Raw genomic sequence first — 23,773 nt, 5'->3', positions numbered from 1 at the left:
CCGTGCCATGCCAGCCCCGCGTCTTGCCCGCGCCGTGCCATGCCGTGCCCGCGCCGCTTCGCGCCCGCCCCTCGCGACGGTCTCGCTTCAGGGAAGCGCCACTATGACGCCGGGGCGCCTCCCTCAGCGGCTTCCGGCCTGTGGGCCGGGGACGGCCTCGCCGGCGACGTCGGCCTCGGTCCTGGGCGTCACCCGCCGTCGTACGGCCAGGCCGAAGCACGCGACGGCCAGGCTGAAGACGCCGGCCACGACGAACGGCCCGGCGGGGCGCCAGGCGTCGAACAACGCCCCGCCGAGCGCGGAGACGATCATCACGCCGGCCGCGCCGCAGAGCGTGTGGACGCCGAACGCCGACCCCCGCACCTCCGCGGGCGCCTGCTGCGCGAGCAGCGGGCCCGCCGTAGTGATGGCGGCGATCTCACCGACGCCGATCAGCACGGCGACCAGCATCATGCCCGGGCCGAGGGGGTCGGTGACGAGCAGCGTCGACAGATAGGCGACGGCGGCGACGGCCTGCGCCAGGACGACCAGGTCCTGACGCCGCATGCGGTCGCCCAGCCACCCGAACAGCGGCGCGCACAGCAGCGCGACCATCTGTGACACGCCCACCACCGCGCCCGCCCTGGCCAGCGCCGCCGCGCCGGTGAGGCCGCCGTGCTCCGTGCCGTAGTTCTTGATCCACAATGACATGAAGGCGACCACGATCGCGAGGTCGGCGCGCGCCACGAACGACGCCGCGTACGACAGGGCCACCCCCGGGTCGCGGACGAGGGCCACGCCCTCGCGCACCAGGCGGACCAGCGGCACCCGCGCCGCCGCGACGGGCCGCCGCCCGGACAGCGTCAGCCACAGCAGGCCCGCCGCGATCACGATCCCCGCCGCGATCAGCAGGAACGCCGTGCGGGCCGCCCGGACCGGTTCCATGCCGCCCGACTCCAGCGTCTGCGGCAGCCGCACCAGGACCAGCACGGCGACCAGCGCGCCGAGCCCGCCGAAGAAGCCGACGAGCCCGTACGACGCGCCGCGCGACCTGCTGCGCACGTAGTCGACCGCGATCGTGGACAGCATCGCGTTGATCGCCGCGACACCGAGGCCGAACACCACCCGCAGTCCGGCCAGCGCGGCCGTGTTCCCGGCGAACGGGAACAACGCGGTGCCGGCGGCGCACAGGGCCAGCCCGGCGACCACGATCACCCGCCGACCGAACCGGTCGGCCAGCGCGCCGTACCACGCGAGGCTCACGACCATGGCGATCTCGGCCGCCGTGTTGAGGAGGCCGACGACGGTGCCCTGCCGGGACTCGGGCAGGCCCAGGATCACGGTGAGCACGTGCGGCTGGGCCGACGGCAGGAAGGAGATCACCGCCGTCCCCGCCGCGGCGAGCGCCAGCAGGGCCCACATGTTGCCCCTGGTGACGCCGTCGGCGAGCCACGCGCCCAGCACGCGGCGCGCCCGCCCGGTCCCGGGGCCGGCCCCGGGACCAGGCTCGGGGCCAGGCTCGGGAGCGGTCTCGGAGGGTGCGGACATGAGGCGATCATGACACCGGGTGGTGCGGCTATTCGGGAAATATCGCGTTCTACTTCGCGATCAGATGAAGATGGCGCCGATTTCCCGCCTGTGGTTACAGTGATCTCCACTGGCGAGGGGGGAGATCACCATGGATCCGGGGCAGTCCGGGACCGGTAGCGGGCCTGTCACAGCATCGGGCGCCGGGTCTGGTTTCGATCCGAACGTGCCCAACGCGGCCCGGATGTACGACTACTTCCTGGGCGGCAAGGACAACTTCCCCGCCGACCGCGCGGCGGCCGAGCAGGTGCTGAAGCACGTGCCGGAGGTCCCCCTGGGCATCAGGGAGAACCGGGAGTTCCTCGTCCGCGCCGTGCGGTTCCTCGCCGGGCGCGGCATCCGGCAGTTCCTCGACATCGGCGCGGGCCTGCCGACCCAGCGCAACGTCCACCAGGTGGCGGCCGAGCACGCGCCCGGCGCGCGGACGGTGTACGTCGACAACGACCCGCAGGTGCTCGCACACGCCCGCGCGCTGCTCCAGGACAGCCCGGAGGTGCGGGTCGTGCAGGGCGACCTGCGGCGGCCGGAGGAGATCCTGGCCCATCCGGACGTGCGCGGCCACCTGGACTTCGGCCGGCCGGTCGCCGTCCTGCTGCTCGCCATCGTCCACTTCCTGCCCGACTCCGACGAGCCCCGCCGGCTGATCGGCCGGATCCGCGACGCGCTCGCCCCCGGCAGCTACCTCGCGATGTCGCACGTCGCGGTCGACGAGCGCCCGGAGCGCGCGCCGGACGTGGAGCGGATCTACCAGGGCGCCTCGGCGCAGTTCGTCGCCCGCCGGTCGGGCGAGATCACCCCGTTCTTCGAAGGGCTCGACCTGGTCGAGCCCGGCGTCGTCAACCTGCACCAGTGGCGGCCCGAGCACGACGCCTTCGACCCGCGCCTGCTGGGCGTCGTGAACTACTTCCTGTGCGGGGTCGGCGCCGTCCGCTGAGGCGCCTCCCGCGCGGAGGGCGCGAGCCTGCCCGCGCCGAGCGCGACGGCCAGCAGCAGCACGGCGACCAGGCCGAACGACGCGGGCAGCCCGGTCAGTGAGGCGATCCCGCCGATCGCGCTCGGTGCGACGAAGCCCGACGCATAGCTGACCGTGGCGGCTCCCGCGACGCCCTCGCTCGGCGTGCGCCCGGCGTGGCCCGCCGCCGCGAACACCAGCGGGACGACCACCGCGATCCCCAGGCCGATCAGCATGAACCCGGTGGCCGCCGGGACCGGGGTGCGCGCGGCCACCACGAGCAGCGCGCCGAGCGCCGCCAGCGCGCCGCCGCCCTGGACGGCCGTGACCGGGCCGAGCCTGCGGACCACCGCGTCGCCGCACAGCCGGCCCGCCGCCATCGTGCAGGCGAAGGCCGTGTACGCGGCGGCGCCCACGGCCTCGGACGCGCCGGTCACCTGCCCGAGGTAGACCGCGCACCAGTCCTGGGCCGCGGACTCTCCGAACACCGCGCAGAAGCCCACCAGCCCGATGAGCACGACGGCGCGCGACGGCAGCACGAAGTGCGCCGGAGCCGCCTCCTCCTCGTCCGCCCGCACGTCGAGCAGCAGCGGCCCCACCATGAGGGCCATAAGGACCAGCACGACCGCGGCCCCGCCCAGATGCGCGCGGGCGTCGAGGCCCGCGTTGGCCGCCAGCGTCCCCACCGCGCCGCCCGCGAGCGCGCCCACGCTCCACATCCCGTGCAGGCCGGACATGATCGGCCGGCCGAGCCGCTGCTCGGCCACCACTCCCTGGGCGTTCATCGCGACGTCGGCGACGCCCGCCACCGCGCCGTACGCCAGGAGCGCCGCGCACAGCAGCGGCAGGTTGGGCGCCAGCGGGGGCAGGACGAGGGCCAGGCACCACAGGCCGATCGAGACCCGGGTGACGGTCCGCCCGCCGAACCGGTGCGTGATCCGGCCCGCGGTCGGCATCGCCAGGATCGAGCCCACCGCCGGAGCGAGCAGCGCCAGGCCGAGGCCGCCGGGCCCCACACCCACATGATCCTGGATCCAGGGGATGCGAGAGGCGAAACCACCCGTCACCGCGCCGTGCAGGGCGAAGACGACCGACACCGCGAACCTGGCGCGTCTCAGTTCCCGGAGATCCACGGTCGTACGCTATTGCGTGCCCGGCCGCGCGGTCGCCCCCGGGCCCGTACGGTCACCCCGGGTGCGCCGCCGGGTGCGGGGGGTGCAGTTCGGGGTACGGGCGGAAAGACCGTAGGGTCTTCCCGTGCACATCCGCCCCATGAGGAGCTTGACATGTCCGTGAACGAGATCGAAGACGGACCCGGCTTCGCCGACCTGGCGCTTGGTCCGGAGCTCCTCAAGGCGTTGTCCGGCCTCGGTTACGAGGAGCCCACCCCCATCCAGCGGGAGGCCATCCCGCCGTTGCTGGAAGGCCGCGACCTGCTCGGGCAGGCCGCCACCGGGACGGGCAAGACCGCCGCCTTCGCGCTGCCCATGCTGCAGCGGCTGCACGGCGTCTTCCACGCCGGGGGCGCGGACGACGGCGGCGAGCCCGCCGGGCTGGTGCTGGTGCCCACGCGTGAGCTCGCCGTCCAGGTGTCGGAGGCGATGCACCGCTACGGACGCGACCTCGGCACGCGGGTGCTGCCCATCTACGGCGGCCAGCCGATCGGCCGGCAGCTGCGGGCGCTGGAGCGCGGGGTGGACGTCGTCGTCGCCACGCCGGGCCGCGCGCTCGACCACATCGGCCGGGGGACGCTGCCGCTGAAGGGGCTGCGCATGGTCGTCCTCGACGAGGCCGACGAGATGCTCGACATGGGCTTCGCCGAGGACATCGAGGCGATCCTCCAGGACATCCCCGAGGAACGGCAGACCGTGCTGTTCTCCGCGACGATGCCGCCGCGCATCGACGGGATCGCCCGCCGCCACCTGCGCGAGCCCGTCCGGATCAGGATCGAGCGGGAGGCGCCCGCCGCCGGGGAGGCGCCGCTCATCCGGCAGAGCGCCTACATCGTGAGCAGGGCGTACAAGCCGGCCGCGCTGGGCCGGGTGCTCGACGTGGAGGCGCCGACCGCGGCGATCGTGTTCTGCCGCACCCGCGAGGAGGTCGACCAGCTCACCGAGACCATGAACGGCCGCGGCTACCGGGCCGAGGCCCTGCACGGCGGCATGGGGCAGGAGCAGCGCGACCGGGTGATGGGCAGGCTGCGCAGCGGCACCGCCGACCTGCTGATGGCGACCGACGTGGCGGCGCGCGGCCTCGACATCGAACAGCTCACGCACGTCATCAACTACGACGTGCCGTCCGCGCCGGAGTCGTACGTGCACCGCATCGGCCGGGTCGGCCGGGCGGGCCGTGAGGGCGTCGCGATCACGCTCGCCGAGCCCCGCGAGCACCGGATGCTGAAGACCATCGAGCGGGTCACCCGCAGCAGGATCACGGTCGAGAAGGTCCCGACCGTCGCCGACCTGCGCGCCCGCCGCCTGGAGCTCACCCGGGCCGCGCTGCAGGAGAGCCTGATGGAGGACGGCGACCTCGACCGCTTCAGGGTCGTGGTCGAGACGCTCGCCGACGAGTTCGACCTGATGGACATCGCGCTGGCCGCGGTCAAGCTCGCCCACGAGTCCACCGGAGCCGCCGCCGACGAGGAGGAGATCCCCGAGGTGGCGCCGCGCGCGCCGCGTCCCGAGCGCGGGACGCGCGAGGGCCGCGACGACCGGTACGGCCGCGACGACCGGCGCGGGCGGCGCGGCGGCGGCGCGATGAGCCGGGTGTTCGTGGGCGCCGGCCGCAGTGCCGGGGTGCGCCCCCAGGACATCGTCGGCGCGATCACGGGGGAGACCAGGGTCACCGGGCGGGAGATCGGCGCCATCGAGATCGCCGACCGGTTCACGCTGGTCGAGATCCCCGACGCCGCCGTGGACGAGGTGGTCGAGGCGCTGCGCCAGACCACCATCAAGGGCAAGCGGCCCACCGTCCGGAGGGACCGCGACGGCGCCCCCCGCGGCCGCCGCTGATCCTCCGCCACGCGGCGATCGGACGCCTGGCCTACGCCTTGGCGGACGCGGGGCTCGGCTTCGGCGCGGGGGCGCCGCCGAGCTCCACCTCCTTGAGGAACCAGCTCAGCACGAAGCCCGCCGCGAGGAAACCGGCGGCGACGAGACACACGAGGGACCAGCCGTGCGTCAGGGCGTGCGTGAAGGCGGCGCGGATCCCGGCGGGCCAGCTGTGCACCTCGCCGACGGACGGAGTGGACGACACGTCCCGGCCGCTCGGCAGGCGCTGCCCGTTCAGGCTCGTCCGCAGGTCGCCGACCAGGGTGGTCGTCAGGATCGCGCCGAACAGCGCCGTGCCGAACGAGCCGCCGATGGCGCGGAAGAACGGGCCGGCGGCGGTGGCCACCCCCATGTCCTTGCGCTCCACGGAGTTCTGCACCGCGACGGTGAGGACCTGGATGCCGAGGCCCATGCCCATGCCGACGACCGCCAGGTACAGGGCGCGGATGACTCCCGAGGTGTTCTCGTCGAGCAGTGACAGCAGCACCATGCCGATCCCCGAGACAGCGAAGCCGGCGATCGGGTAGGGCCGGTAGCGCCCCGTCTTCGCGATGAGCCGTGCCGAGAAGAACGACGTGAGCAGCAGCCCGAGCATCAGCGGCAGCAGCCCGAGACCCGCCTCGGTCGGCGAGGCGTCCTTCGCGCCCTCCAGGTACAGGGCGAGGAAGGCCAGCACACCGGTGCTGGTGACGCCCATCACCAGGGCGAGTACGGAGGAGACGGTGAAGATCGAGTTGCGGAACAGGTGCATGGGAAGGATCGGCTCGGAGGCGCGGCGCTCCCACCAGACGAAGGCAGCGAGCAGCAGCAGCCCGCAGACGATCAGCCCGATGATCTGTGGTGAACTCCACGCGTACTCCTGGCCGCCCCACACGGTCACGAGCAGCAGGCTGACCACGCCCGCGACGACGAGCACGGCGCCGAGGACGTCGATCCTGTGCCGGAGGCCCGGCCTGGGCAGCCGCATGAACACGCCGATGAGAGCGAGCGCCGTCAGGCTGAACGGGATGTTGGCGAAGAAGATCCAGCGCCAGCCGGCCGCGCCGAGCAGCGTGCCGGCGCCGACGAACAGGCCGCCGATCAGAGGTCCGGCGATGCCGCCGATGGTGAAGACGGCGAAGAACAGCGTCTGGAACCTGGCCCTTTCCCGGGGGGCCACCACGTCACCGACGATCACGCGAGGCCATCATGCGGGCCCGTCTGCATACCTTGATCGACGAGGCCGAGTCGCTGGCGGACGCGCCGGACGCGGGAGCCGCGGTCGTCGGGTTCTTCACCAGGATGGTCACCCAGTCCCGCACCAAGCGGGCGTTCTCCGACGTGCTCGCGCTCGCCGGGATCGACATCGAGCCGGAGACCAGGGCCACCGCACTGAAGCTGCAGTCGGCGCTGGACGTGCCCCTGCGGCGCGCTCAGGAGGCGGGTGACATCCGGCCGGACGTCACCGGTCCCGAGCTGATGGCGCTCATCGCCGGCGTCTCCGCGGCGGCGGAGCGAGGCGGCTGGGACGAGAGACTGCAGGACAAGGCGCTCGAGATCGTCCTCGACGGGTTGCGTCCGGCGGGACGGCGCGAGGGCTGAGGACAGGCCGCCCGGCGAACGCCCGAGGTGAGCGCCCGAGGTGAGCGGCCGAGCCCGCTCGGCCGGGCGGCCCGGACCGCTGTCAGATCGGGCGACGCGGGTCGTCGAAGCGGGCCGAGGCGGGTCACTCGCTCCGCCGGCCGCTTTCGCCCCGTCCGGGTTCCGCGATCACACCCGCCGGCTCGTGGCGGGGACCGGCGCCGCGGCGGTCCGCCGCCGCGCCGCGACCAGCCGGGCGAGCAGCAGCGCGAGGAGGGCCGCCAGGACGGCGACCACCGCCCCGGTGCCGAGCAGCGCCCCCGTCCGCTGGTCGGCCGCCGGGTCCGGGGCCCAGGGCAGTCCGAGCGCCGCGTACCACTGCGGCGCCTGCCCCGGTCCGGTGAGCACCGCCAGGCCCGTCCAGGCCCGTACGGCGATCGCCCCGATGAGCATCCACACGCGGACCTGCGGCCGGATCGCGCGCGGGAGCGGGTCGACACCGGCCGTGACGACGAAGAAGATCACCGCGGTGACCACCACGACGGTCTGCGCGGCCAGCCGCAGGGCGAGGCTCGGCTGGGCGAACGCGAACAGCCCGGTCAGATACAGCGCCGGGTACGGCAGCGCGTACAGGGCCAGCGCCGCCACCGGATGGGACAGCGTGCGGGCCGCCGGGCCGTCCAGCGCGTCCGGGCCCGGATGGGCGAGCCGCCACAGCGTGAGCGGGGCGCCGGCGGCGAGCAGGGCGGGCCCCACCGCGCCGAGCAGCGCGTACTGCGCCGCGTGGGCGGAGAACATGGCCGGCGCGTACGCCGCGACCCCGCCGGACGTGGCGTAGGCGAGGACCAGCAGGCCCGCCAGCCAGGAGACGGTCCGCCCGGCCGGCCACCCCGTGCCGTCCGCCCGCAGGCGTCGCACACCGGACAGGTAGGCCGCCGCGGCCGCCGCGAGCAGGATCAGCGCGATCGGGTCGGGCCGCAGGTCCGTGACGAGTGTGCCGGGGGTGAACGGCGGGAGGGCGTATCCCAGGGCGTCGTGCTGGTGCTGCGCCTCGCCTGCGGGCGGGGCGCTGCGCCCCAGCGCCACGGCCAGCGCCACGGTGCCGGCCATCATCGTGATCTCCCCGGCGGCCAGCCGGACGAACGGCGCCCGGGACGTGCCGGACCGCAGCGCCTCGATCGTCGCGCGCCGGTGCCGCCACCCGAACCAGCCCAGCACGGCCAGCGCGGCGATCTTGGCCAGGACCAGCAGGCCGTACCTGGACTGCCACAGCGGGGGGAGCGCGCCGAGCCGCACCCAGGCGTTGAGCGCGCCGGACGCCGCGGCGGCGGCGAAGCAGCCCAGGGCGAGCGTGCTGAACCGGCTCACCGCGACAGCCAGGCCGGGCGCGGCGCGCAGGTGCGCGACGAGGGCGTAGAGGCCGCCGGTCCACAGCACGACGGCCGTGACGTGCGCCATCAGGCTGAGGACGGCGAGGTTGTGGTCGGCCGCCGAGGCCGAGTGCCCCACGTACGCCGGGGGCAGCACCGCGAGGATCGCCACCGCCAGCAGCACGGCCCGCCACGCGCGTCCCCCTGGCAGGAGCGCCCCGGCGGCGACCGCCGCGGCCGCCACCGCCACCAGAGCGAACGCCTGGCCCTGCGGGATGTTCACCAGGAAAACGTAGAGAGCGCCGGAGCGCAGCGCCTGGCCCGCAGGCAGCCCCAGGAAGTCCGACAGGGTCAGGACCTCGGTGACCGCCGCGCTCAGCGCCCATCCGGCCGCCCACGCGGCGGCGGCCCGGGCCAGCCGCCGGGAGGCTGCACCCTCGGCGTCCCCGGCGTCCCCGGATCCAGTGCGTGAACGGCTGGTGCGTGAAGGGCTGGTGGTCGTTTTCCCGGTTCTCACGGCCCCGGCACGCGCGGGGACCAGGACGACGGACGCGAGCAGCACGCCGACGGTCGCGGCGGCGCACACGTCGAGCACGAGGCGGGCGACGGGCAGGCCCCAGGTGGTCAGCACGCCGGGTGAGGGCAGCCCCTCGATGGCCGGGCGCGGCCCGGCGCCGCCGAACCACAGGGCGAGCAGCAGCACGGCCGCCGCCGTCGCCACGACGGCGGCGATCGGCCCGGCGGCGATGGGGCCGCGCCGCCCGGGGGGAGAGGTCATCGGGGGGTTTCCTCGGTTCGGCACCGTTGGTCGGTCATGAGTATGACCGGATTGTTGCCGTTAGGGGAGTGCTGCCGCACTCGCCGGCCGCGATCACGACGTCGCGGTGAAAACTTCAGCGCCGATGGCGCCTTCCGGTGCGCGTGCGCAGGAGCGGGCGACCGGGAGGACGCCGTCCGTCCCAAGCGCGGATTCAGGTGGATGTGTCGAATGCCGGAACGGGCGGTGACCCGGGCACTGCGGAGATCTCCGAGCCGGCCCGGAATCCTTGTGACCGGCGCGGCGACGCGGCGAGACGACGCCTCGGCACACACGCGGCGGGCATGAATCGCCGGGGCGCGACCCAGGGACGAGATCACGGTGGTGTGCGATAATCCCGGCGTCATGCGCGCCACGCTCTCCCTCCGGCTCGCGCGGTCGGCCGCCTTCGCGGCCGTCGGCGTGCTTCTCGCCATGGGCGCGCACTGGTTCGCCGGGGGAGGCGGGCCCACGACCGGGGCGCTGCTCGTCGGCCTGCTCGCCGTCACGGCGGGCGCGGCGGTCGCGGCGGGCCGGGAACGGTCGCCTCAGGTGATCGTCGGGCTGCTGGTCGGCGCACAGGTGTTCCTGCACCTGCTGTTCGACGCCTCGGCCTCCGCCGGGGCGCCCGCCCACATCACCTGGCACGGCGGTCTCACCACCCAGACCGGCATGCTGACCGCCCACCTCACCGCCGCGCTGCTCACCGGGCTGTGGCTGTCGCGCGGCGAGGAGGCGTTGTGGTCGGTGCTGCGCCGGATCGGCGCCGGGGCGGCCCGCTGCCTCACGATGCTCGCCGCGCTGGTGGCGCTGCTACGGGCCGGTCTCGCGGGGATCACCCGTCCCCGTGTGCGCGCCGCGCGAGGACGGACCCGCCTGCCACGCCCGGGATGGGTGCTGCGGCACGCGGTCGTCCGCCGCGGGCCACCCGTTTCTCCCGTCTTCTGAGCGTCCCGCGCGAGCGGCGCGTATCTCCCGGCGGAGGCGTCTCCTCCGCCGCCCCACGACAGGGGGAGACGTGCCCCGCGGGGGTCTGCCATGCGGGAAACGGCGGTGCGAGAGTCCCTCGTTCCGTTCGGCGGCCCTTGCTTCCGGCCGTCTTCCCGAGGCGCCCCTGCTCGCGCGTTCCCGGCATTTCAGTACAGAGACTGGAGAACCCCCATGACTTCATACGTCCGCCGTGTGTCGGCGGTCGCCGCGGGTGCCCTCGCCCTCACCCTCGGTCTTTCCCTTCCCGCACTCGCCCACGTCACCGTCAACCCCGGCACCGCCGAGCAGGGCGGCTGGACCAAGATCGCCTTCCGGGTGCCCAACGAGCGCGACGACGCCGCCACCACCAAGGTGGAGGTGGCGTTCCCCACCGACCACCCGCTGCCGTTCGTCTCGGTCCGCCCGGTGTCCGGGTGGAAGGTCAAGGTGACCCAGGGCAAGCTGCCCCAGCCCGTCGTGTCGGACGACGGCGACAAGATCACCGAATCGGTCCTGAAGATCACTTGGACCGGAGGGAAGATCGAGTCCGGCCAGTTCCAGGAGTTCGAGGCCTCGGTCGGCCCGCTGCCCAAGAACGTGGACGCGCTGTCCTTCCCCACCGAGCAGACCTACTCGAGCGGCGAGGTGGTCAAGTGGGCGGACCCGCCGAAGGCCGACGGGTCCGAGGCCGAGCACCCGGCGCCCACGCTCAAGCTCGTCGCGCCCCAGGCGGAGGAGGGTGGCGACGAGGCCGCGGCCTCTCCCTCCGCCGCGGTGGCCGCCAACCCCGACGCGGCGCCGTCCGTGGCCGCGGCGGAGGATGATGACGACGACGAAGGCGGCAGCGGCACCGCGGCCCTGGTGCTCGGCGGCCTCGGCCTCGTCGCCGGCCTGGTCGGAGCCGGCGCGGGCATCACGGCCCTGCGCCGTTCCCGCGCCTGAGCCGTCCTCCCGCCCGATCCGGGCGAGCCCCCCTCCCGGGACCTCCGAGAGGGGGGCTCGCGCCGTCCGCGACCTTTGACATGGTCCCGAGGCCGGGAGCCGTCAAAAAGCTGTTGACTCTCTCCCCGGGTGAGCCATCAGGCTGGTGACCCCCTGATCACCGGAGAGAAAATGATCATCGAAGCGCACGACCTGCGCAAGACCTTTCACGCGAAACGAGGACGAGGGAAGAAGGAGGAGGTCGAGGCCGTACGCGGCATCGACCTCCAGGTCGAGAGGGGCGAGGTCTTCGCGGTCCTCGGCCCGAACGGCGCGGGCAAGACCACCACCGTCCGGATGCTCGCGACCTTCACCGTGCCCACCTCGGGCAGCGCCCGGGTGGCCGGTTTCGACGTCGCCCGGGAGGCGGCCAAGGTCCGCGAGAACATCGGCTACGTGAGCCAGGCGGGCGGCGTCGACGACACCGCCCCCGGCATCGAGAGCCTGCTCCTCGCGGCCCGGATCAGCGGGATGTCCCGCAGGCAGGCCCAGGCGAGGGCCGACGAGCTGCTCGCCGCGTTCAGCCTCACCGAGATCGCGAACCGCCCCGCGAAGACCCTCTCAGGAGGGCAGAAGCGGCGCTTCGCGATCGCCGTCGGACTGGTGAACGCGCCACCGCTGATCTTCCTGGACGAGCCGACCACCGGCCTCGACCCCCAGAACCGGGCCAACCTCTGGGACGAGGTGCGCAAACTGCGCGAACAGGGCACCAGCGTGCTGCTCACCACGCACTACCTGGATGAGGCCGACGCGCTCTGCGACCGGCTGGTCATCGTCGACCACGGCAAGATCGTCGCGAGGGGCACGCCGGAGGAGCTCAAGAAGGAGGTCGCGGGCGACGTCGTGACGCTCCGGCTGGAGGACACGGACGCCGCCCGGGAGCTCCTCGCCGCGCAGCCGTACGTCAAGGAGGTCCGGGCCGAGCCCGGCACCGTCCGCGCGTACCTCGACGACGGGGAGCACGGCCTGATGCACATGCTGCGCACCCTGGAGGAGAACGGCCTGGGCATCCGGTCGGTCTCCCTCGAACGCGCCACCCTCGACGACGTGTTCCTCAAGCACACCGGCCGTTCGCTGCGCGACGCCGCCTGACCTCCGGGACTCCACGATGTTTCGACACACGATGCTCTTCCTCGGCTACGAGCTCAGGAAACTCTTCGCCAACCCGGTCTGGCCGTTGTTCGGGATCATGCAGCCGGTGCTCTACCTGGTGTTCTTCGCACCGCTGCTGAGGAGCACGGTCCCCGGCGGGAAGATGACGGACGTGCTCGCGATGTTCACGCCGGGCTCCATGATGATGATCGCCTTGTTCGGCTCCATGTTCGCGGGCTTCGGAATGATCAACGAGACCCGCAACGGCATGCTGGAGCGGCTCGCGGTCAGCCAGGCCTGGCGTCCCGCGATCATTTTGGGCCGTCTCGTCAAGGACGTGATCGTCCTGGTGCTGCAGGCGATCCTGGTGATCGGCATCGCCGCGCTCATGGGCCTGCGGATCGGGCTGACGGAGATGGTCCTCGTGCTCCTGCTCATGGCCGCGACCGGCCTGTTCGCGGCCAGCCTGTCCTACGGCCTGGCGCTGACCCTGCGCGACGAGAACGGCATGTCGCAACTGGTGCAGTTCTTCGCCATGCCGCTGACCCTCATCGCCGGGCTGTTCCTGCCGGTGTCGCTCGGACCCCAGTGGCTGCAGACGCTCGCCAAGTTCAACCCGCTCTACTACGCCGTCGAGGCGGGCCGGTCGCTGTTCCGCGGCGACCTGAGCGCCGGGACCATCCCGGTGGCCTTCGCCCTCTTCGCCGCGCTGACCGCGCTCACCCTGGTCTGGTCGGTGCGCTCCCTGCGCAACCTGGCCGGCTGACCCACGACGGGCACCGGCCGAAAGCGCGTCAGGGACAGCGGAGCCACATGACCAGGGGATAGGAGGTCCCGCCGGGGGTCTCCACCCACCGGTATCCCGCCTGCACGCGGGCTCCCGGGCTGCGGTTCATCCCGTCCGACGGATCCCGGTCCCACAGGCACGCGGGCCGTCCTCCGTGGTGAACGGAGCCGGATCCGTCGGTCCAGGGGATCACGCCCGGTAGGAGGACCGCCGGGCCGTCGTCGGGCTGGAAGGTGCCGGAGACGCCCGATCCGTTCAGCATCGCGCGCCCCTTGGCCAGCGTGAGCCGGACGTCGCCGAACCCGAGGCGTACGGTCACGAGGCCGCCCACGACCAGGGCGAGGCCGAGGGCGGCGACGCCCAGGCCCCAGGGAAGAGTGACCTCGCGGGTCAGCCGGCGGCGGAGACGTCGATGGACGGACATGGGGGAACAGTAAGGGAAAAGATCAACGTCGGCGGTGGCCTCCGCAAAGCGGGCCGCCCGCGCGCTCGCATAGGAAATGGGTGCATGGGGCATTTCACCAGGTATCGGGGCCTGGTGATTGGGGGAGTCATGGCTGTGACAGCGGATCTTGCCAAGCTGCTCGACCGCGCGTACGAGGACAAGAGCCTGGAGGAGATCGTCAAGGCGCCGGTGGAGGCGCTCTCCGGCGTCAGCGCGGAGGACGCGGAGATGCTGAAGAAGGCGTTCCACATCAAGACCATCGGTGACCTCGGCCGCAACAAGTTCTTCCGTGCGGCCACCGCGATGGTGGACCTCACCGACAGCCAGAAGTAGCCCGGCCCCCCGGCCGCTCCGGCCACCGTTGTAGACGATTTCCACCGACTTATAGGTTGATGGAAGGCATCTCCATAGGGAGCGGTCGTGGGGGCTCTGTTCATCGGGGTGGACGGGGGAGGAACCAGCACGCGCTGCGTCGTGGCCGGGGAGTCGGGCGAGGTCGCCGGACGGGGACGGGCCGGCGGCGCCAACGCGATCTCGGTTCCCGACCCGGCGGCCAACCTGCGCGCCGCGCTGCTCGGCGCTCTGGCGGGCCTCGACCCCGGCCGGGTCGCCGGAGGCGTGTTCGGCCTCGCGGGAGTCGCCGGCGCGGCCGAACCGGCCGAGCGGGCCTGGCGGGACGCGGGGCTCGCAGGACGTCCGGTGGTGGTCTCCGACGTGCTCGTGGCCTTCACCGGGGCGACCGTCGAGCCGGACGGCGCGGTGCTGGTGGCCGGCACCGGCGCGATCGGCGCCCGCGTCCGCGCCCGCCGCGTCGTACGGCGGGCCGACGGGCTCGGCTGGCTGCTCGGCGACGAGGGATCGGGCGTGTGGCTGGGCCGCCGGGGCGCCGCCGCGGCGCTGAACGCCATCGACGGCCGGGGCGCCCCGACCCTCCTGGTGGCCAGGGTGGCCGAGGCCGTCCTCGGGGCGGGCTCGGCCGGAGAGGACGACGGGCCCGCGCTCGCCGGGGAACTGGTGGCGGCCGTGTACGCGCGGGTCGCCGAGCAGGGGCCCGCCTGGCTCGGCACGCTCGCGCCGGTCGTGGACACCGCCGCCCGCGAGGGCGACGAGGTGGCGCGCGGCGTCGTCGGCGAGGCCGCGCGCAGGCTGTGCCGTACGGCACGGGTGGTGTGCGGCGAGGGCGTCCCGTGGAGCGGGGCGTGGGCGAGGGGAGGCGGAGGTCCGCTGGTGCTGGCGGGATCGCTGCTGACCGAGCCGACCGAGCTCGCCCACCTGGTCTGGGCGGAGCTGGGCAGGTGGGCCGACCTGGTGCCCGCGCGGGACGCGGCGGCGGGCGCCGCCGCGCTCGCGCTGCGGGCCGTCCTCGGAGACGATCCCCGGGCCGCCGCGGCGCACCGCGCGCTGATCGGGCAGGCCGTCCGGTGACCGCGGGCGGAGCGAGCGGGGACGGCCTGGACCGGCTGGCGATGGCCGTGCTCCAGCCCGGGTTCGAGGGCACCGAGCCGCCCGCCTGGCTGCTCCGCGCGCTCGCGGACGGCCTCGGCGGCGTGGTGCTCTTCGCCCGCAACGTCACCCGCGCCGCCCCCCGCACCGTCGATCGCACCGGCGACCGCGACGACGCCGGCGCCGGGGAGGCGGGCGGCGCAATAGGCGGCCCAGCGGATGCGGCGGACGGGACGAGGGCGCTGGTCGCCGCGCTGCGCCGGGAGCGGCCGGACGTGATCGTGGCGGTGGACGAGGAGGGCGGGTCCGTCACCCGGCTGGAGGCCGCCACCGGAAGCTCCTGGCCGGGCAACCTCGCGCTGGGCGTCGCGGACGACGAGTCGCTGACCCGGCGGGTCGGGCGGCAGATCGGCCGGATGGTCGCCGCCGCCGGTGTCACCCTCGACTACGCCCCGGTCGTCGACGTCAACGCCGACCCCCGCAACCCCGTCATCGGCGTGCGCTCGTTCGGCTCCGACCCCGAGGCGGTCGGCCGGCACGGCGCGGCGTGGATCGAGGGCCTGCAGAGCGCGGGCGTGGCCGCCTGCGCCAAGCACTTCCCCGGTCACGGCGACACCGTGACCGACTCCCACCTCGCGCTGCCCGCCGTACGGGCCTCGCGGGAGGTGATCGAACGGCGCGACCTGCCGCCCTTCCGGGCCGCCATCGCGGCCGGGGTGCGCGCGGTGATGTGCGGGCACCTGCTCGTCCCCGCCGTCGGCCCGCTGCCCGCGACGCTGAGCCGGGCCGTGCTGACCGGGCTGCTGCGCGAGGAGATGGGGTTCGGCGGGCTCGTGGTGACCGACGCCATCGAGATGCGCGCGGTCGCCGCCCTGCACGCCCCCGGCGAGATCGCGGTGCGCGCGCTGGCCGCCGGAGCGGACGCGATCTGCGTCGGGGTGTCGTCGGCCGGGGGAGAGAGCGTGTACGCGCTGCGCGACGCGATCACCGCGGCGGTCCGCGAGGGACGGCTGAAGGAGGACCGCCTCGCCGAGGCGGCGGGCCGGGTCCGGGACCTGGCCGCCTGGTACGACGCGCGGGCGGACGCCAGGGCGGCGGCGGCCGGGGACGCCGACGAAGGCCTCGGCCTCGCGGCGGCCACCGCCGCCCTGCGGGTGACCGCAGGACTCACAGCGGCCACGCCGGCCGAAGGACCCGCGGTGACCGGGCCCACAGCCCCCACCAGGCCCACCGCCGCCAGGCCTGCGATTCCGAGCACGCCGCCCCCACCGGCTACGCCCGCCGCTTTCCCCACCACCCCGTACACACCGGCCGGAGTGGTGGGGCCGGGGGTGCTGACGCGGGCGCCGCTGGTGGTGAGCATGGCGGCGCGCCCCAGCCAGGCCGTGGGCCGGGTCACCCCCCTCACCCTGGGGCAGGCGCTGGAGGAGATCCTGCCCGGCACCGTCACGGCCGAGGCGAACGACGAGGAGGCCGCGCCGGACCTGCTCGCCCTGCTGGGCGACACCGGGCGCCCGCTGGTGATCGCCGTCCACGACGCCGTACGGCACGCCTGGATGCGGCGCCTGCTGGAGGAGGCGCTGCGGGCCCGGCCGGACGCCGTGGTGGTCGAGACCGGGGTGCCCGGGACGCCCGCCGGGCGGCTCTACCTCGCCACCCACGGCAACTCGACGGCGTCGGCGCGGGCGGCGGCCCGCTGGCTCGCCGGCCGACCGCGATGACCGCAACCGGAGAGACGTTCCCGCAGGTCACGGGCATCGGTAAAAATTAACTCCACAGCCGTCTCCAGGCATGGAAAAAATTGACGGGTCGCGAGTGCGCCCGTATTGTCCAGGCAATCGGGAACCAGGAGCAGCCCATGAAGCGACTCGCGGCGATCATGGCAGTGGCGTCGATCGCCACAGCCACCGCCTGCGGCACTACCGGGACGACGGAGACCGCCCGCACGGGCGGCGGCGTGTTCACCACGATCGACGGCAGCAAGCAGATCAACGCGAGCGCGCCGATCAACCCGTTCAACCCCGTCGGATCGGTCTTCTCGGGATACAACGGCATGGCGCTGGCGTGGCCCAAGAACGACCCCACCGATCCCAACCAGTTCTACCCGGCCATCGCCGGGAGCTGGACGACGTCCCCCGACCGGTCGCACGTCGACATCCACCTGCGCCCGGACGCCAAGTGGTCCGACGGCGTGCCCGTGACCAGCGAGGACGTGCGCGTCTCGATCGGTCTCGCCTATACCCAGGGCGGCACGGCGTACGCGCTGGACCCGAAGGCGGCCGGCGCCGCCGCCGACATCCAGGTCGTCGACCCCACCACGGTGCGGATCACGCAGGGGGCCAACCGCAGCTCGACGTTCCTCGCCAACCTGCTGTCGACCGTGGTCGTGCCCGCGCACGTCTTCGGCAAGCTCCTTCCCGCCGACTTCTGGCAGCTGCTCAAGACCGCCCAGCACGGGCAGGGCGCGGTGGCCGAGAAGGCGAAGAGCGCGATCACCGGGCTGGCGGAGAAGGTCATCGCCTACGACCCGGGCCACGACGTGTCGGCCGGGCCCTTCGTGCTGGAGCGGGTCAACCCGGGCGCGGCGCTGCTCACGCGCAACCCCTACTTCTACGACCGGCAGAAGATCGCGCCGGACAAGGTGAAGATTCTCAACTACACGGGCAACGAGCAGATCTGGAACTACCTGATCGCCGGGCGGCTGGACAACGCCCCCTTCACCTCCGTGCCCACCGCCGTCATGAACCGGATCCGCGAGGCCCGCGGCAGCAAGGTGATCAAGGGCTACTCGCCGGTCGCCGTCTCGCTCGCGTTCAACCAGGCGCACAAGCCGTACGACAACGTGCACGTGCGGCGGGCGCTGGCCTACCTGATCGACCGCGCCCAGGTCACGAGGATCGCCTCCCCGGAGGGCGGCACTCCCGCCGCCACCACCTCCGGCATCCACGCCCAGGCGGCCCGGGCCTGGCTCGGCTCCGGGTTCGACGGCCTGGAGCAGTATCGGATCAACCCCGCCAAGGCCGACGCCGAGCTCAAGGCGGCGGGCATGACCAAGCGGAACGGCCGGTGGGCCATGCCGGACGGCAGCCCCTGGAAGGTCCGCATCCACGTGCCCGCGTCGTTCTCCGACTGGGTCGCCGCGGGCAAGTCGATCAGCAGCCAGCTCGCCGACCACGGTGTCGACGCGAGCGTGGTCACCGCCGCCGACTACACGCTCTACCTGGGCGAGCTGGCCGAGGGCAAGTACGACCTGGGACTGTGGCTGATCGGCCTCGGCCCGTCGCCGTACAACATCTTCCAGCGGCTGTTCGGCCAGGCGAACGGCTGGCAGATGTTCGGCGGGCGGCTGCGGCACGTGGCGCCCGGCACCGAGGGCAACTGGATGGGCGGCCCGGAGAAGGTCGACGCCGGCGAGGCCGGGGTCGTCGACCCCGGCGAGCTGACCGGCAAGCTGAACTACGCGTCGCAGGAGGAGCAGAAGCGCATCGTCGGCGTCCTCGCCAAGGTCGCCAACGAGCAGCTTCCGGTCGTCCAGCTCTGGGACTACGTCAACACGCAGTTCGTCAACACCTCCCGCTACACGGCGTTCCCGCCCGACGACGACCAGGCCCTGCGGCTGTCGTCCGGCGTGTGGATGCAGCTCGGGATGATCAGGAAAGCGGAGAAGGGGCGGGCATGACGCAGACGGTCCCCGGGCGGCACCGGGCCGCCGCAATCGCCAGGAAGGTCGCGGGCCACGTCGTACGCGGCCTGGTCATGATCTGGGCCGTGGCCACGATCAGCTTCGTCATCATCCGGGAGATCCCCGGCAACCCCGTGCTCGGGCAGTACGAGAGCCTGATCCAGAAGGGCATGTCGCCCGAGCAGGCCGAGCGGGCCACCGCCGTCCTGTACGGCTTCCTGCCCACCGGCAACCTCTGGCAGCAGTACGTGGGCTACCTGGGCTCGCTGCTCCACTTCGACCTCGGGCGCTCGCTCAGCACGCCCGGCGTCGAGGTGACCACGCTGATCGGCCACGCGGCGCGCTGGACCGTGCTGCCGGTCCTCGCCGGCACGCTGCTCAGCTTCTTGCTCGGCGTGACCATGGGCGTGTACGCCGCGATCAAGCGGTCCGGCCGGCTCGGCGACGCGCTCGCCCTGTCCGGGTCGCTGCTGCACGGCGTGCCGGTGTACGTGATCGGCCTGCTGCTCACCGCGATCTTCGCGACGCTGTGGCCGATCATGCCGTCCGGCGGGCCGGTGGACGTCGAGTTCGTCCCCGGCCTCAACCCCGGATACATCGGCTCGCTGGTGCACCACGCCGTGCTGCCGGTGGTGACGTACACCCTGGCCAGCTACGGCGGATGGATCCTCGCCATGAAGTCGAACGTGGTCGCCGTGCTCGGCGACGACTTCATCCTCGCGGCCGAACTGCGCGGTCTGCGGCGCGGCATCGTGTTCCGGTATCTCGCGCGCAACGCGATCCTGCCGCTGTTCACGATCCTCGCCCTGTCGATCGGCATGCTCTTCGGCGGCTCGATCTTCATCGAGCAGATCTTCAACTACCCGGGCCTCGGCCTGCTGCTCGTCAACAGCATCAGCAGCCGCGACTACGCCCTGATGGGCGGCACGTTCCTGGTGATCACGGTGGGCATCGTCGTCGCCAACATCGTCGCCGACCTGCTGTACACGGTGATCGACCCCCGGGTCAGGAGCGGAGGCGCGGCATGACCGTCATCGTCAACCCCGCCGGGCCTCCGGCGGCGCCGCCCGCCGAGACCACCCGGGCCACGCTGCGGCGCAACTTCTGGCGCGGCGTGTGGCGGGTGCTGCGGCGCAAACCCAGCCGCATGGCCGGAGTGGTCATCGTCGTCCTGTTCGCGCTCATGGGCGTGGCCGGGCCGCTGCTCTACCCCGCCCAACTGCCGCGCGACGACAACGCCCTCTACGCGCCGCCGAGCCTCGCCCACCCCTTCGGCACCGACTTCGAGGGCACCGACGTGCTCGCCCTCGTGATCACCGGCGCGCGGTACGTGCTGCTCACCGGCCTCGCCACGGCCGTCATCACGGTCGCGCTCGGCACCGTCATCGGGCTGTTCGCGGGCTTCCACCGCGGCCGGTGGGACACCGTGCTGATGCGGCTGACCGACATGAACCTCGCCATCCCCGGCCTGCCGCTGCTGCTCGTGCTGTCCACCGTGTGGAAGTTCGAGAGCCCGCTGGAGATGGGCCTGGTGCTCGGGGTGCTCGGCTGGGGCGGCATCGCCCGCGCCGTGCGGTCGCAGACGCTGTCGCTGCGCGAACGCGGCTTCATCGAGGCCGCCCGCGGGCTCGGCCTGCCGACCCGGCACATCGTCGGCCGCGAGCTGCTGCCGAGCATGGCGCCGTACATCGCGATGAACATGCTGATCGCCGTCACCGGCGCGGTGTACGCCCAGGTCGGCCTGTTCTTCCTCGGCGTGCTGCCGTTCGAGTCCAACAACTGGGGCGTGATGCTCAACCTCGCCGTCTTCAACGGCGGCGCGCTCACCACCCCGGCCGCGCTGCCGTACCTGATGGCCCCGCTGATCGCGATCCTGCTGCTCACGCTCGGCATCGTGCTGATCGTCGACGCGATGGACGAGATCTTCAACCCCCGCCTGCGGGAGGAGTAGCCCCTATGACCGCTCACACGGCCACACCTCACGCGGCGGCACGTGACATGGAGGCACCGGGGGTCCGCATCCGGGACCTCACGGTCGTCTACAAGACCCCGGCGGGCGAGCTGCCCGCCGTCCGCGGCGTCGACCTGACCCTCGCCCCCGGCACGATCACCGGTGTCGTCGGCGAGTCGGGCTCGGGCAAGTCGACCCTCGCGCTCTCGCTGCTCAACGCCGTGCAGCCGCCCGGCAGGATCGCGGCGGGCAGCGTCGAGATCGACGGGCTCGGCGACGTGCTGACGCTGCGCGGCGAGGACCTGCGCCGCGCCCGCGGCCGCGAGGTCGGCTACGTCTTCCAGGCCGCGCAGAACTCGCTGAACCCGCTCAAGACCATCGGCAAGCAGCTGCTCGACCTCGGCCGCTCCCACGACGTGGAGGACCCGCGGGCGCTGGTGCGCGACGCCCGGGACCTGCTGGCCCGCATGGGCATGGACGGCGCCCGGGTGCTCGACTCCTACCAGCACGAGCTGTCCGGCGGCATGCGCCAGCGGGTCGGCATCATGCTCGCGCTCGTCCTGAACGCCAAAGTCGTCGTTCTGGACGAGCCGACCACCGCCCTCGACATGATCACGCAGGCGACGATCCTGCGGATCATCCGGGAGGTCCACGAGGAGCGGGCGCTCACCACCCTCGTCATCACCCACGACGTCGGCGCGGTCGCCGAGGTCGCCGACGACCTCGCCGTCATGTACGGCGGGCGGGTCGTCGAGCACGGGCCGGTGACCGAGGTGCTCGGCGACGCCCGCCACCCGTACACGCGGGGCCTGATCCGGGCGATCCCGCGTCTCACGGGCGACCTGTCCCTCGCCCGGGCGCTGCCCGGGCGCCCGCCGACGCTCGGCACGCTGCCCGCGCAGGGCTGCGTGTTCCGCGAGCGCTGCGAGCGGCGCATGGACATCTGCGAGACGGACGACCCCGCCGCCGTCACCCACGACGGCCGTACGGTCGCCTGCCACGCCACCGGCCGCCCCCTGGAGCTGGTCGGACGAGAGGAGCTCGTGTGATCACGGGGACCGGGATCTCCAAGACCTTCCGCCAGCGCGGCGGCGTGCTCGGCGCCCGCGAGGTGCCCGCGCTGCGCGACGTCGACTTCGCCGTCGAAAGGGGCGGAGCCGTCTCGTTCATCGGCGAGTCGGGGAGCGGCAAGACCACTCTCGGCCGGATCATCGCCGGCCTGGAGACCCACGACGCCGGCGAGATCGTCATCGACGGGGTGCCGATGTCGTCGCTGAGCCACCGGCGGCGCCAGCCGTACTTCCGCCGGGTCCAGCTCATCCACCAGGACCCCTACTCGGCGCTCAACCCCACGCGGACCATCCACCAGGCCCTGGAGGCCCCGCTGGCGCTGCGCGCCCGCCAGACGGGCCGCCCGAGGTCGTGGATCGACAGCCGGGCGCAGGAGCTGCTGTCGATGGTCGGGATCGACCCCGGCTACGTGCTGCCGCGCTACCCGCACCAGCTGTCCGGCGGCATGCGCCAGCGCGTGGTGATCGCCCGCGCGCTCACCATGGACCCCGAGGTCCTGGTCGCCGACGAGGCCGTCTCGATGATCGACGTGTCCCTGCGGCTGGGGATCCTCGCGCTGCTCAAGGACCTGCGCGAGCGGCTCGGCGTCGGCGTGCTGTTCATCACCCACGACATCGCCACCGCCCGCTACATCGGCGACGACGGCGAGTTGTACGTGCTCTACCGGGGGCAGGTGGTGGAGCGTGGCGCCACCGAGAAGATCATCGCCGACCCCGTCCACCCGTACACGCAGTCGCTGTTGTCGGCGATCCCGGTCCTGCACGGCCTGGAGCGGCCGGGGGCCGAGCGGGTCGTGCCGAAGGAGCCGCAGGGGGAGGGGCGCCTTGGCGGGTGCCTGTTCGTCCCGCGCTGCCCGTTCAGCACCGAACGCTGCGAGCAGGAGACCCCCGTCCTGGGCCGTGACGGCGGGCCCGGGCAGGACACCGAGCAGGAGCAGGCCTGCTTCCACCCCAGGCGGCGTAGCGTGATCCCGGTGGGGGTGGGTGAGTGACGCCGGCCCGGGCGGAGGTGGTCACGGTGGAAGTGGTCACGGTGGAGGCGGTCGAGGTCGACGAGCGGCTGGAGCGCCTGGCCGCCGCCGCGCTGTGGGCCGACGCAGGCGACGCCGCGCTGCTCGTACGGCGGCTCGCCGCCCCGCCGCCGGGCCGCGAGTGGACCGTCCTCGCCGTTCCCGCCGCGAACGTGACGGGCGCCGAGCCGGCCGGTCCGCAGGGCACCGGTCCGGAGGGCGCGGGCTTGCCGGGGGCCGGTCGCAGGGATGTGGGTCCGCGGGGGGCGGTGTTCGCGTCGATCGGCGCGGACGGCGCCGGGCACGTCGACCTGATCGCCGTCGACCCCGCCGCGCGGGGCCGGGGGATCGGCCGGGCGCTGGTCGCCGCCGCCGAGGAGTGGATGCGGGCCAAGGGCGCGACCGAGGCGAGGTTCGCCGGCAACGCGCCCTGCTACGCCTGGCCGGGCATCGACGTGCGCTACACCCCGGCGGCCTGCCTGGCCGAGAGTCTGGGTTACGAGCGCTACCGCGTCGCCTGGAACATGACCGCCGACCTTCCGGCCCGCTACGACGAGGCCGGGCACGAGGCCGACCTGGCGAGGCTCGACGCCGCCGGGGTGACGGTCGCGGCGGCGCCCGCGGGGGAGCGGAGCGGCGTCGTGGCCTTCGTCCGCGAGCAGTGGAACGACGCGTGGGCCTGGGAGGCCGAGCAGGCGACCGGTCTGCACTACGCCGCCCGCGACGGGGAGATCCTCGGCTTCGCCGCCTGGGGCGCCAGGCCGCTGTGGTTCGGCCCGATGGGGACGGCGGAGGCCGCCCGCGGCCTCGGCGTCGGCCGGGTGCTGTTGCGCCGCTGCCTGGCCGAGCAGGCCGCCGCCGGGCTGACCTCGGCGCAGATCGGCTGGGTGGGCCCGCTGCGGTTCTACTCCCGGGCGGTCGCCGCCCGCGCCGAGCGCGTCTTCTGGCTCTACCGCCGCCGCCTCGGCTGATGCCCGCGCCGATACCTGGGCTGATACCTGGGCTGATACCTGGGCTGATACCTGGGCCGATACCTGGGCCGATACCGG

The 23,773-nt window shown here is 73.6% G+C and carries 21 protein-coding genes; 16 read left to right on the top strand and 5 right to left on the bottom strand.

Annotated elements, in window-relative coordinates:
• Window positions 1-123 precede the first annotated feature (123 nt).
• On the bottom strand, window positions 124-1,527 hold the full coding sequence (locus tag Mam01_RS16860; protein ID WP_204286246.1) for an MFS transporter: 1,404 nt from the start codon (window positions 1,525-1,527) through the stop codon (window positions 124-126).
• Window positions 1,528-1,732: 205 nt separating this feature from the next.
• Here Mam01_RS16860 and Mam01_RS16855 point away from each other — a divergent pair, with 205 nt between their 5' ends.
• Window positions 1,733-2,500 (top strand): SAM-dependent methyltransferase, encoded by a 768-nt coding sequence (locus Mam01_RS16855; protein WP_239101374.1) that lies wholly within the window; start codon window positions 1,733-1,735, stop codon window positions 2,498-2,500.
• Here the strand turns inward: Mam01_RS16855 and Mam01_RS16850 are convergent.
• A complete protein-coding gene (locus tag Mam01_RS16850) occupies window positions 2,467-3,651 on the bottom strand; it encodes an MFS transporter (protein ID WP_204286244.1) in 1,185 nt (394 codons plus the stop codon). The two genes, Mam01_RS16855 and Mam01_RS16850, sit on opposite strands and share 34 nt — an antisense overlap.
• A 153-nt stretch (window positions 3,652-3,804) precedes the next feature.
• On the opposite strand from Mam01_RS16850, the gene Mam01_RS16845 reads away from it, so the two are divergent.
• Window positions 3,805-5,529, top strand: a complete 1,725-nt coding sequence (locus tag Mam01_RS16845; RefSeq protein WP_204286243.1) for a DEAD/DEAH box helicase — start codon at window positions 3,805-3,807, stop codon at window positions 5,527-5,529.
• Window positions 5,530-5,560: 31 nt separating this feature from the next.
• On the opposite strand, the gene Mam01_RS16840 is transcribed toward Mam01_RS16845, so the two are convergent.
• A complete protein-coding gene (locus Mam01_RS16840) occupies window positions 5,561-6,745 on the bottom strand; it encodes an MFS transporter (RefSeq protein WP_204286242.1) in 1,185 nt (394 codons plus the stop codon).
• A gap of 11 nt (window positions 6,746-6,756) precedes the next feature.
• On the opposite strand from Mam01_RS16840, the gene Mam01_RS16835 reads away from it, so the two are divergent.
• Window positions 6,757-7,149: an SbtR family transcriptional regulator gene (locus Mam01_RS16835; protein ID WP_204286241.1), complete on the top strand. Its 393-nt coding sequence runs from the start codon at window positions 6,757-6,759 to the stop codon at window positions 7,147-7,149.
• A gap of 168 nt (window positions 7,150-7,317) precedes the next feature.
• Here the strand turns inward: Mam01_RS16835 and Mam01_RS16830 are convergent, their stop codons facing one another.
• Window positions 7,318-9,276 (bottom strand): bifunctional copper resistance protein CopD/cytochrome c oxidase assembly protein, encoded by a 1,959-nt coding sequence (locus tag Mam01_RS16830; protein WP_204286240.1) that lies wholly within the window; start codon window positions 9,274-9,276, stop codon window positions 7,318-7,320.
• A gap of 384 nt (window positions 9,277-9,660) precedes the next feature.
• Between Mam01_RS16830 and Mam01_RS16825 the strand changes: the two genes are divergently transcribed.
• The 4 genes from Mam01_RS16825 to Mam01_RS16810 all read left to right on the top strand — a co-directional run bounded on the left by Mam01_RS16825 (window position 9,661) and on the right by Mam01_RS16810 (window position 13,102).
• Window positions 9,661-10,242 carry an MFS transporter gene (locus Mam01_RS16825; protein WP_204286239.1) on the top strand — a complete coding sequence of 194 codons (582 nt, stop codon included), beginning with the start codon at window positions 9,661-9,663 and terminating at the stop codon, window positions 10,240-10,242.
• Window positions 10,243-10,455: 213 nt separating this feature from the next.
• Window positions 10,456-11,205 carry a YcnI family copper-binding membrane protein gene (locus tag Mam01_RS16820; protein ID WP_204286238.1) on the top strand — a complete coding sequence of 250 codons (750 nt, stop codon included), beginning with the start codon at window positions 10,456-10,458 and terminating at the stop codon, window positions 11,203-11,205.
• Window positions 11,206-11,376: 171 nt separating this feature from the next.
• Window positions 11,377-12,336 carry an ATP-binding cassette domain-containing protein gene (locus Mam01_RS16815; RefSeq protein ID WP_191910120.1) on the top strand — a complete coding sequence of 320 codons (960 nt, stop codon included), beginning with the start codon at window positions 11,377-11,379 and terminating at the stop codon, window positions 12,334-12,336.
• A gap of 16 nt (window positions 12,337-12,352) precedes the next feature.
• A complete protein-coding gene (locus Mam01_RS16810) occupies window positions 12,353-13,102 on the top strand; it encodes an ABC transporter permease (RefSeq protein ID WP_150933997.1) in 750 nt (249 codons plus the stop codon).
• Window positions 13,103-13,130: 28 nt separating this feature from the next.
• On the opposite strand, the gene Mam01_RS16805 is transcribed toward Mam01_RS16810, so the two are convergent.
• Window positions 13,131-13,547, bottom strand: coding sequence for a hypothetical protein (locus Mam01_RS16805; protein WP_204286237.1), 417 nt, complete (start codon window positions 13,545-13,547; stop codon window positions 13,131-13,133).
• Between the two features lie 135 nt (window positions 13,548-13,682).
• Here Mam01_RS16805 and Mam01_RS16800 point away from each other — a divergent pair, with 135 nt between their 5' ends.
• From Mam01_RS16800 to Mam01_RS16760, 9 genes are all read left to right on the top strand, one after another.
• Window positions 13,683-13,901 (top strand): hypothetical protein, encoded by a 219-nt coding sequence (locus Mam01_RS16800; protein WP_204286236.1) that lies wholly within the window; start codon window positions 13,683-13,685, stop codon window positions 13,899-13,901.
• Window positions 13,902-13,988: 87 nt separating this feature from the next.
• Window positions 13,989-14,993 carry an N-acetylglucosamine kinase gene (locus Mam01_RS16795; protein WP_239101373.1) on the top strand — a complete coding sequence of 335 codons (1,005 nt, stop codon included), beginning with the start codon at window positions 13,989-13,991 and terminating at the stop codon, window positions 14,991-14,993.
• Window positions 14,990-16,732 carry a glycoside hydrolase family 3 N-terminal domain-containing protein gene (locus Mam01_RS16790; protein WP_239101372.1) on the top strand — a complete coding sequence of 581 codons (1,743 nt, stop codon included), beginning with the start codon at window positions 14,990-14,992 and terminating at the stop codon, window positions 16,730-16,732. The genes Mam01_RS16795 and Mam01_RS16790 overlap by 4 nt, the downstream gene beginning before the upstream one ends.
• A gap of 137 nt (window positions 16,733-16,869) precedes the next feature.
• Entirely contained in the window at window positions 16,870-18,690 is a 1,821-nt protein-coding gene (locus Mam01_RS16785; RefSeq protein ID WP_204286235.1) for an ABC transporter substrate-binding protein, read from the top strand.
• The gene (locus Mam01_RS16780) at window positions 18,687-19,721 is read left to right on the top strand and encodes an ABC transporter permease (protein ID WP_150934001.1); all 1,035 of its coding nucleotides are present in this window, start codon (window positions 18,687-18,689) and stop codon (window positions 19,719-19,721) included. Before Mam01_RS16785 ends, Mam01_RS16780 begins: the two co-directional genes overlap by 4 nt.
• Entirely contained in the window at window positions 19,718-20,644 is a 927-nt protein-coding gene (locus Mam01_RS16775) for an ABC transporter permease (protein WP_204286234.1), read from the top strand. Before Mam01_RS16780 ends, Mam01_RS16775 begins: the two co-directional genes overlap by 4 nt.
• A gap of 5 nt (window positions 20,645-20,649) precedes the next feature.
• Window positions 20,650-21,693, top strand: a complete 1,044-nt coding sequence (locus Mam01_RS16770; protein WP_239101371.1) for an ABC transporter ATP-binding protein — start codon at window positions 20,650-20,652, stop codon at window positions 21,691-21,693.
• Complete coding sequence (locus Mam01_RS16765) at window positions 21,690-22,706, top strand: ABC transporter ATP-binding protein (RefSeq protein WP_204286233.1); 1,017 nt, start codon at window positions 21,690-21,692, stop codon at window positions 22,704-22,706. The genes Mam01_RS16770 and Mam01_RS16765 overlap by 4 nt, the downstream gene beginning before the upstream one ends.
• Before the next feature lie 26 nt (window positions 22,707-22,732).
• Complete coding sequence (locus Mam01_RS16760) at window positions 22,733-23,695, top strand: GNAT family N-acetyltransferase (protein WP_239101370.1); 963 nt, start codon at window positions 22,733-22,735, stop codon at window positions 23,693-23,695.
• The last annotated feature ends 78 nt before the right edge of the window (window positions 23,696-23,773 follow it).

This window comes from Microbispora amethystogenes (assembly GCF_016863015.1).
In the GTDB taxonomy this organism is placed as follows: Bacteria; Actinomycetota; Actinomycetes; order Streptosporangiales; family Streptosporangiaceae; genus Microbispora; species Microbispora amethystogenes.
Note: the sequence above shows the minus strand (reverse complement) of the source record. Positions and strands in the feature narration are given on the sequence as shown.

What these genes read in the sequence shown, in the direction of transcription:
- Mam01_RS16860 (WP_204286246.1), bottom strand. Translation starts at nt 1,527, where the DNA reads ATGTCCGCACCCTCCGAGACCGCTCCCGAGCCTGGCCCCGAGCCTGGT.
- Mam01_RS16845 (WP_204286243.1), top strand. Translation starts at nt 3,805, where the DNA reads ATGTCCGTGAACGAGATCGAAGACGGACCCGGCTTCGCCGACCTGGCG.
- Mam01_RS16835 (WP_204286241.1), top strand. Translation starts at nt 6,757, where the DNA reads ATGCGGGCCCGTCTGCATACCTTGATCGACGAGGCCGAGTCGCTGGCG.
- Mam01_RS16830 (WP_204286240.1), bottom strand. Translation starts at nt 9,276, where the DNA reads ATGACCTCTCCCCCCGGGCGGCGCGGCCCCATCGCCGCCGGGCCGATC.
- Mam01_RS16825 (WP_204286239.1), top strand. Translation starts at nt 9,661, where the DNA reads ATGCGCGCCACGCTCTCCCTCCGGCTCGCGCGGTCGGCCGCCTTCGCG.
- Mam01_RS16820 (WP_204286238.1), top strand. Translation starts at nt 10,456, where the DNA reads ATGACTTCATACGTCCGCCGTGTGTCGGCGGTCGCCGCGGGTGCCCTC.
- Mam01_RS16815 (WP_191910120.1), top strand. Translation starts at nt 11,377, where the DNA reads ATGATCATCGAAGCGCACGACCTGCGCAAGACCTTTCACGCGAAACGA.
- Mam01_RS16810 (WP_150933997.1), top strand. Translation starts at nt 12,353, where the DNA reads ATGTTTCGACACACGATGCTCTTCCTCGGCTACGAGCTCAGGAAACTC.
- Mam01_RS16805 (WP_204286237.1), bottom strand. Translation starts at nt 13,547, where the DNA reads ATGTCCGTCCATCGACGTCTCCGCCGCCGGCTGACCCGCGAGGTCACT.
- Mam01_RS16785 (WP_204286235.1), top strand. Translation starts at nt 16,870, where the DNA reads ATGAAGCGACTCGCGGCGATCATGGCAGTGGCGTCGATCGCCACAGCC.
- Mam01_RS16780 (WP_150934001.1), top strand. Translation starts at nt 18,687, where the DNA reads ATGACGCAGACGGTCCCCGGGCGGCACCGGGCCGCCGCAATCGCCAGG.
- Mam01_RS16775 (WP_204286234.1), top strand. Translation starts at nt 19,718, where the DNA reads ATGACCGTCATCGTCAACCCCGCCGGGCCTCCGGCGGCGCCGCCCGCC.
- Mam01_RS16770 (WP_239101371.1), top strand. Translation starts at nt 20,650, where the DNA reads ATGACCGCTCACACGGCCACACCTCACGCGGCGGCACGTGACATGGAG.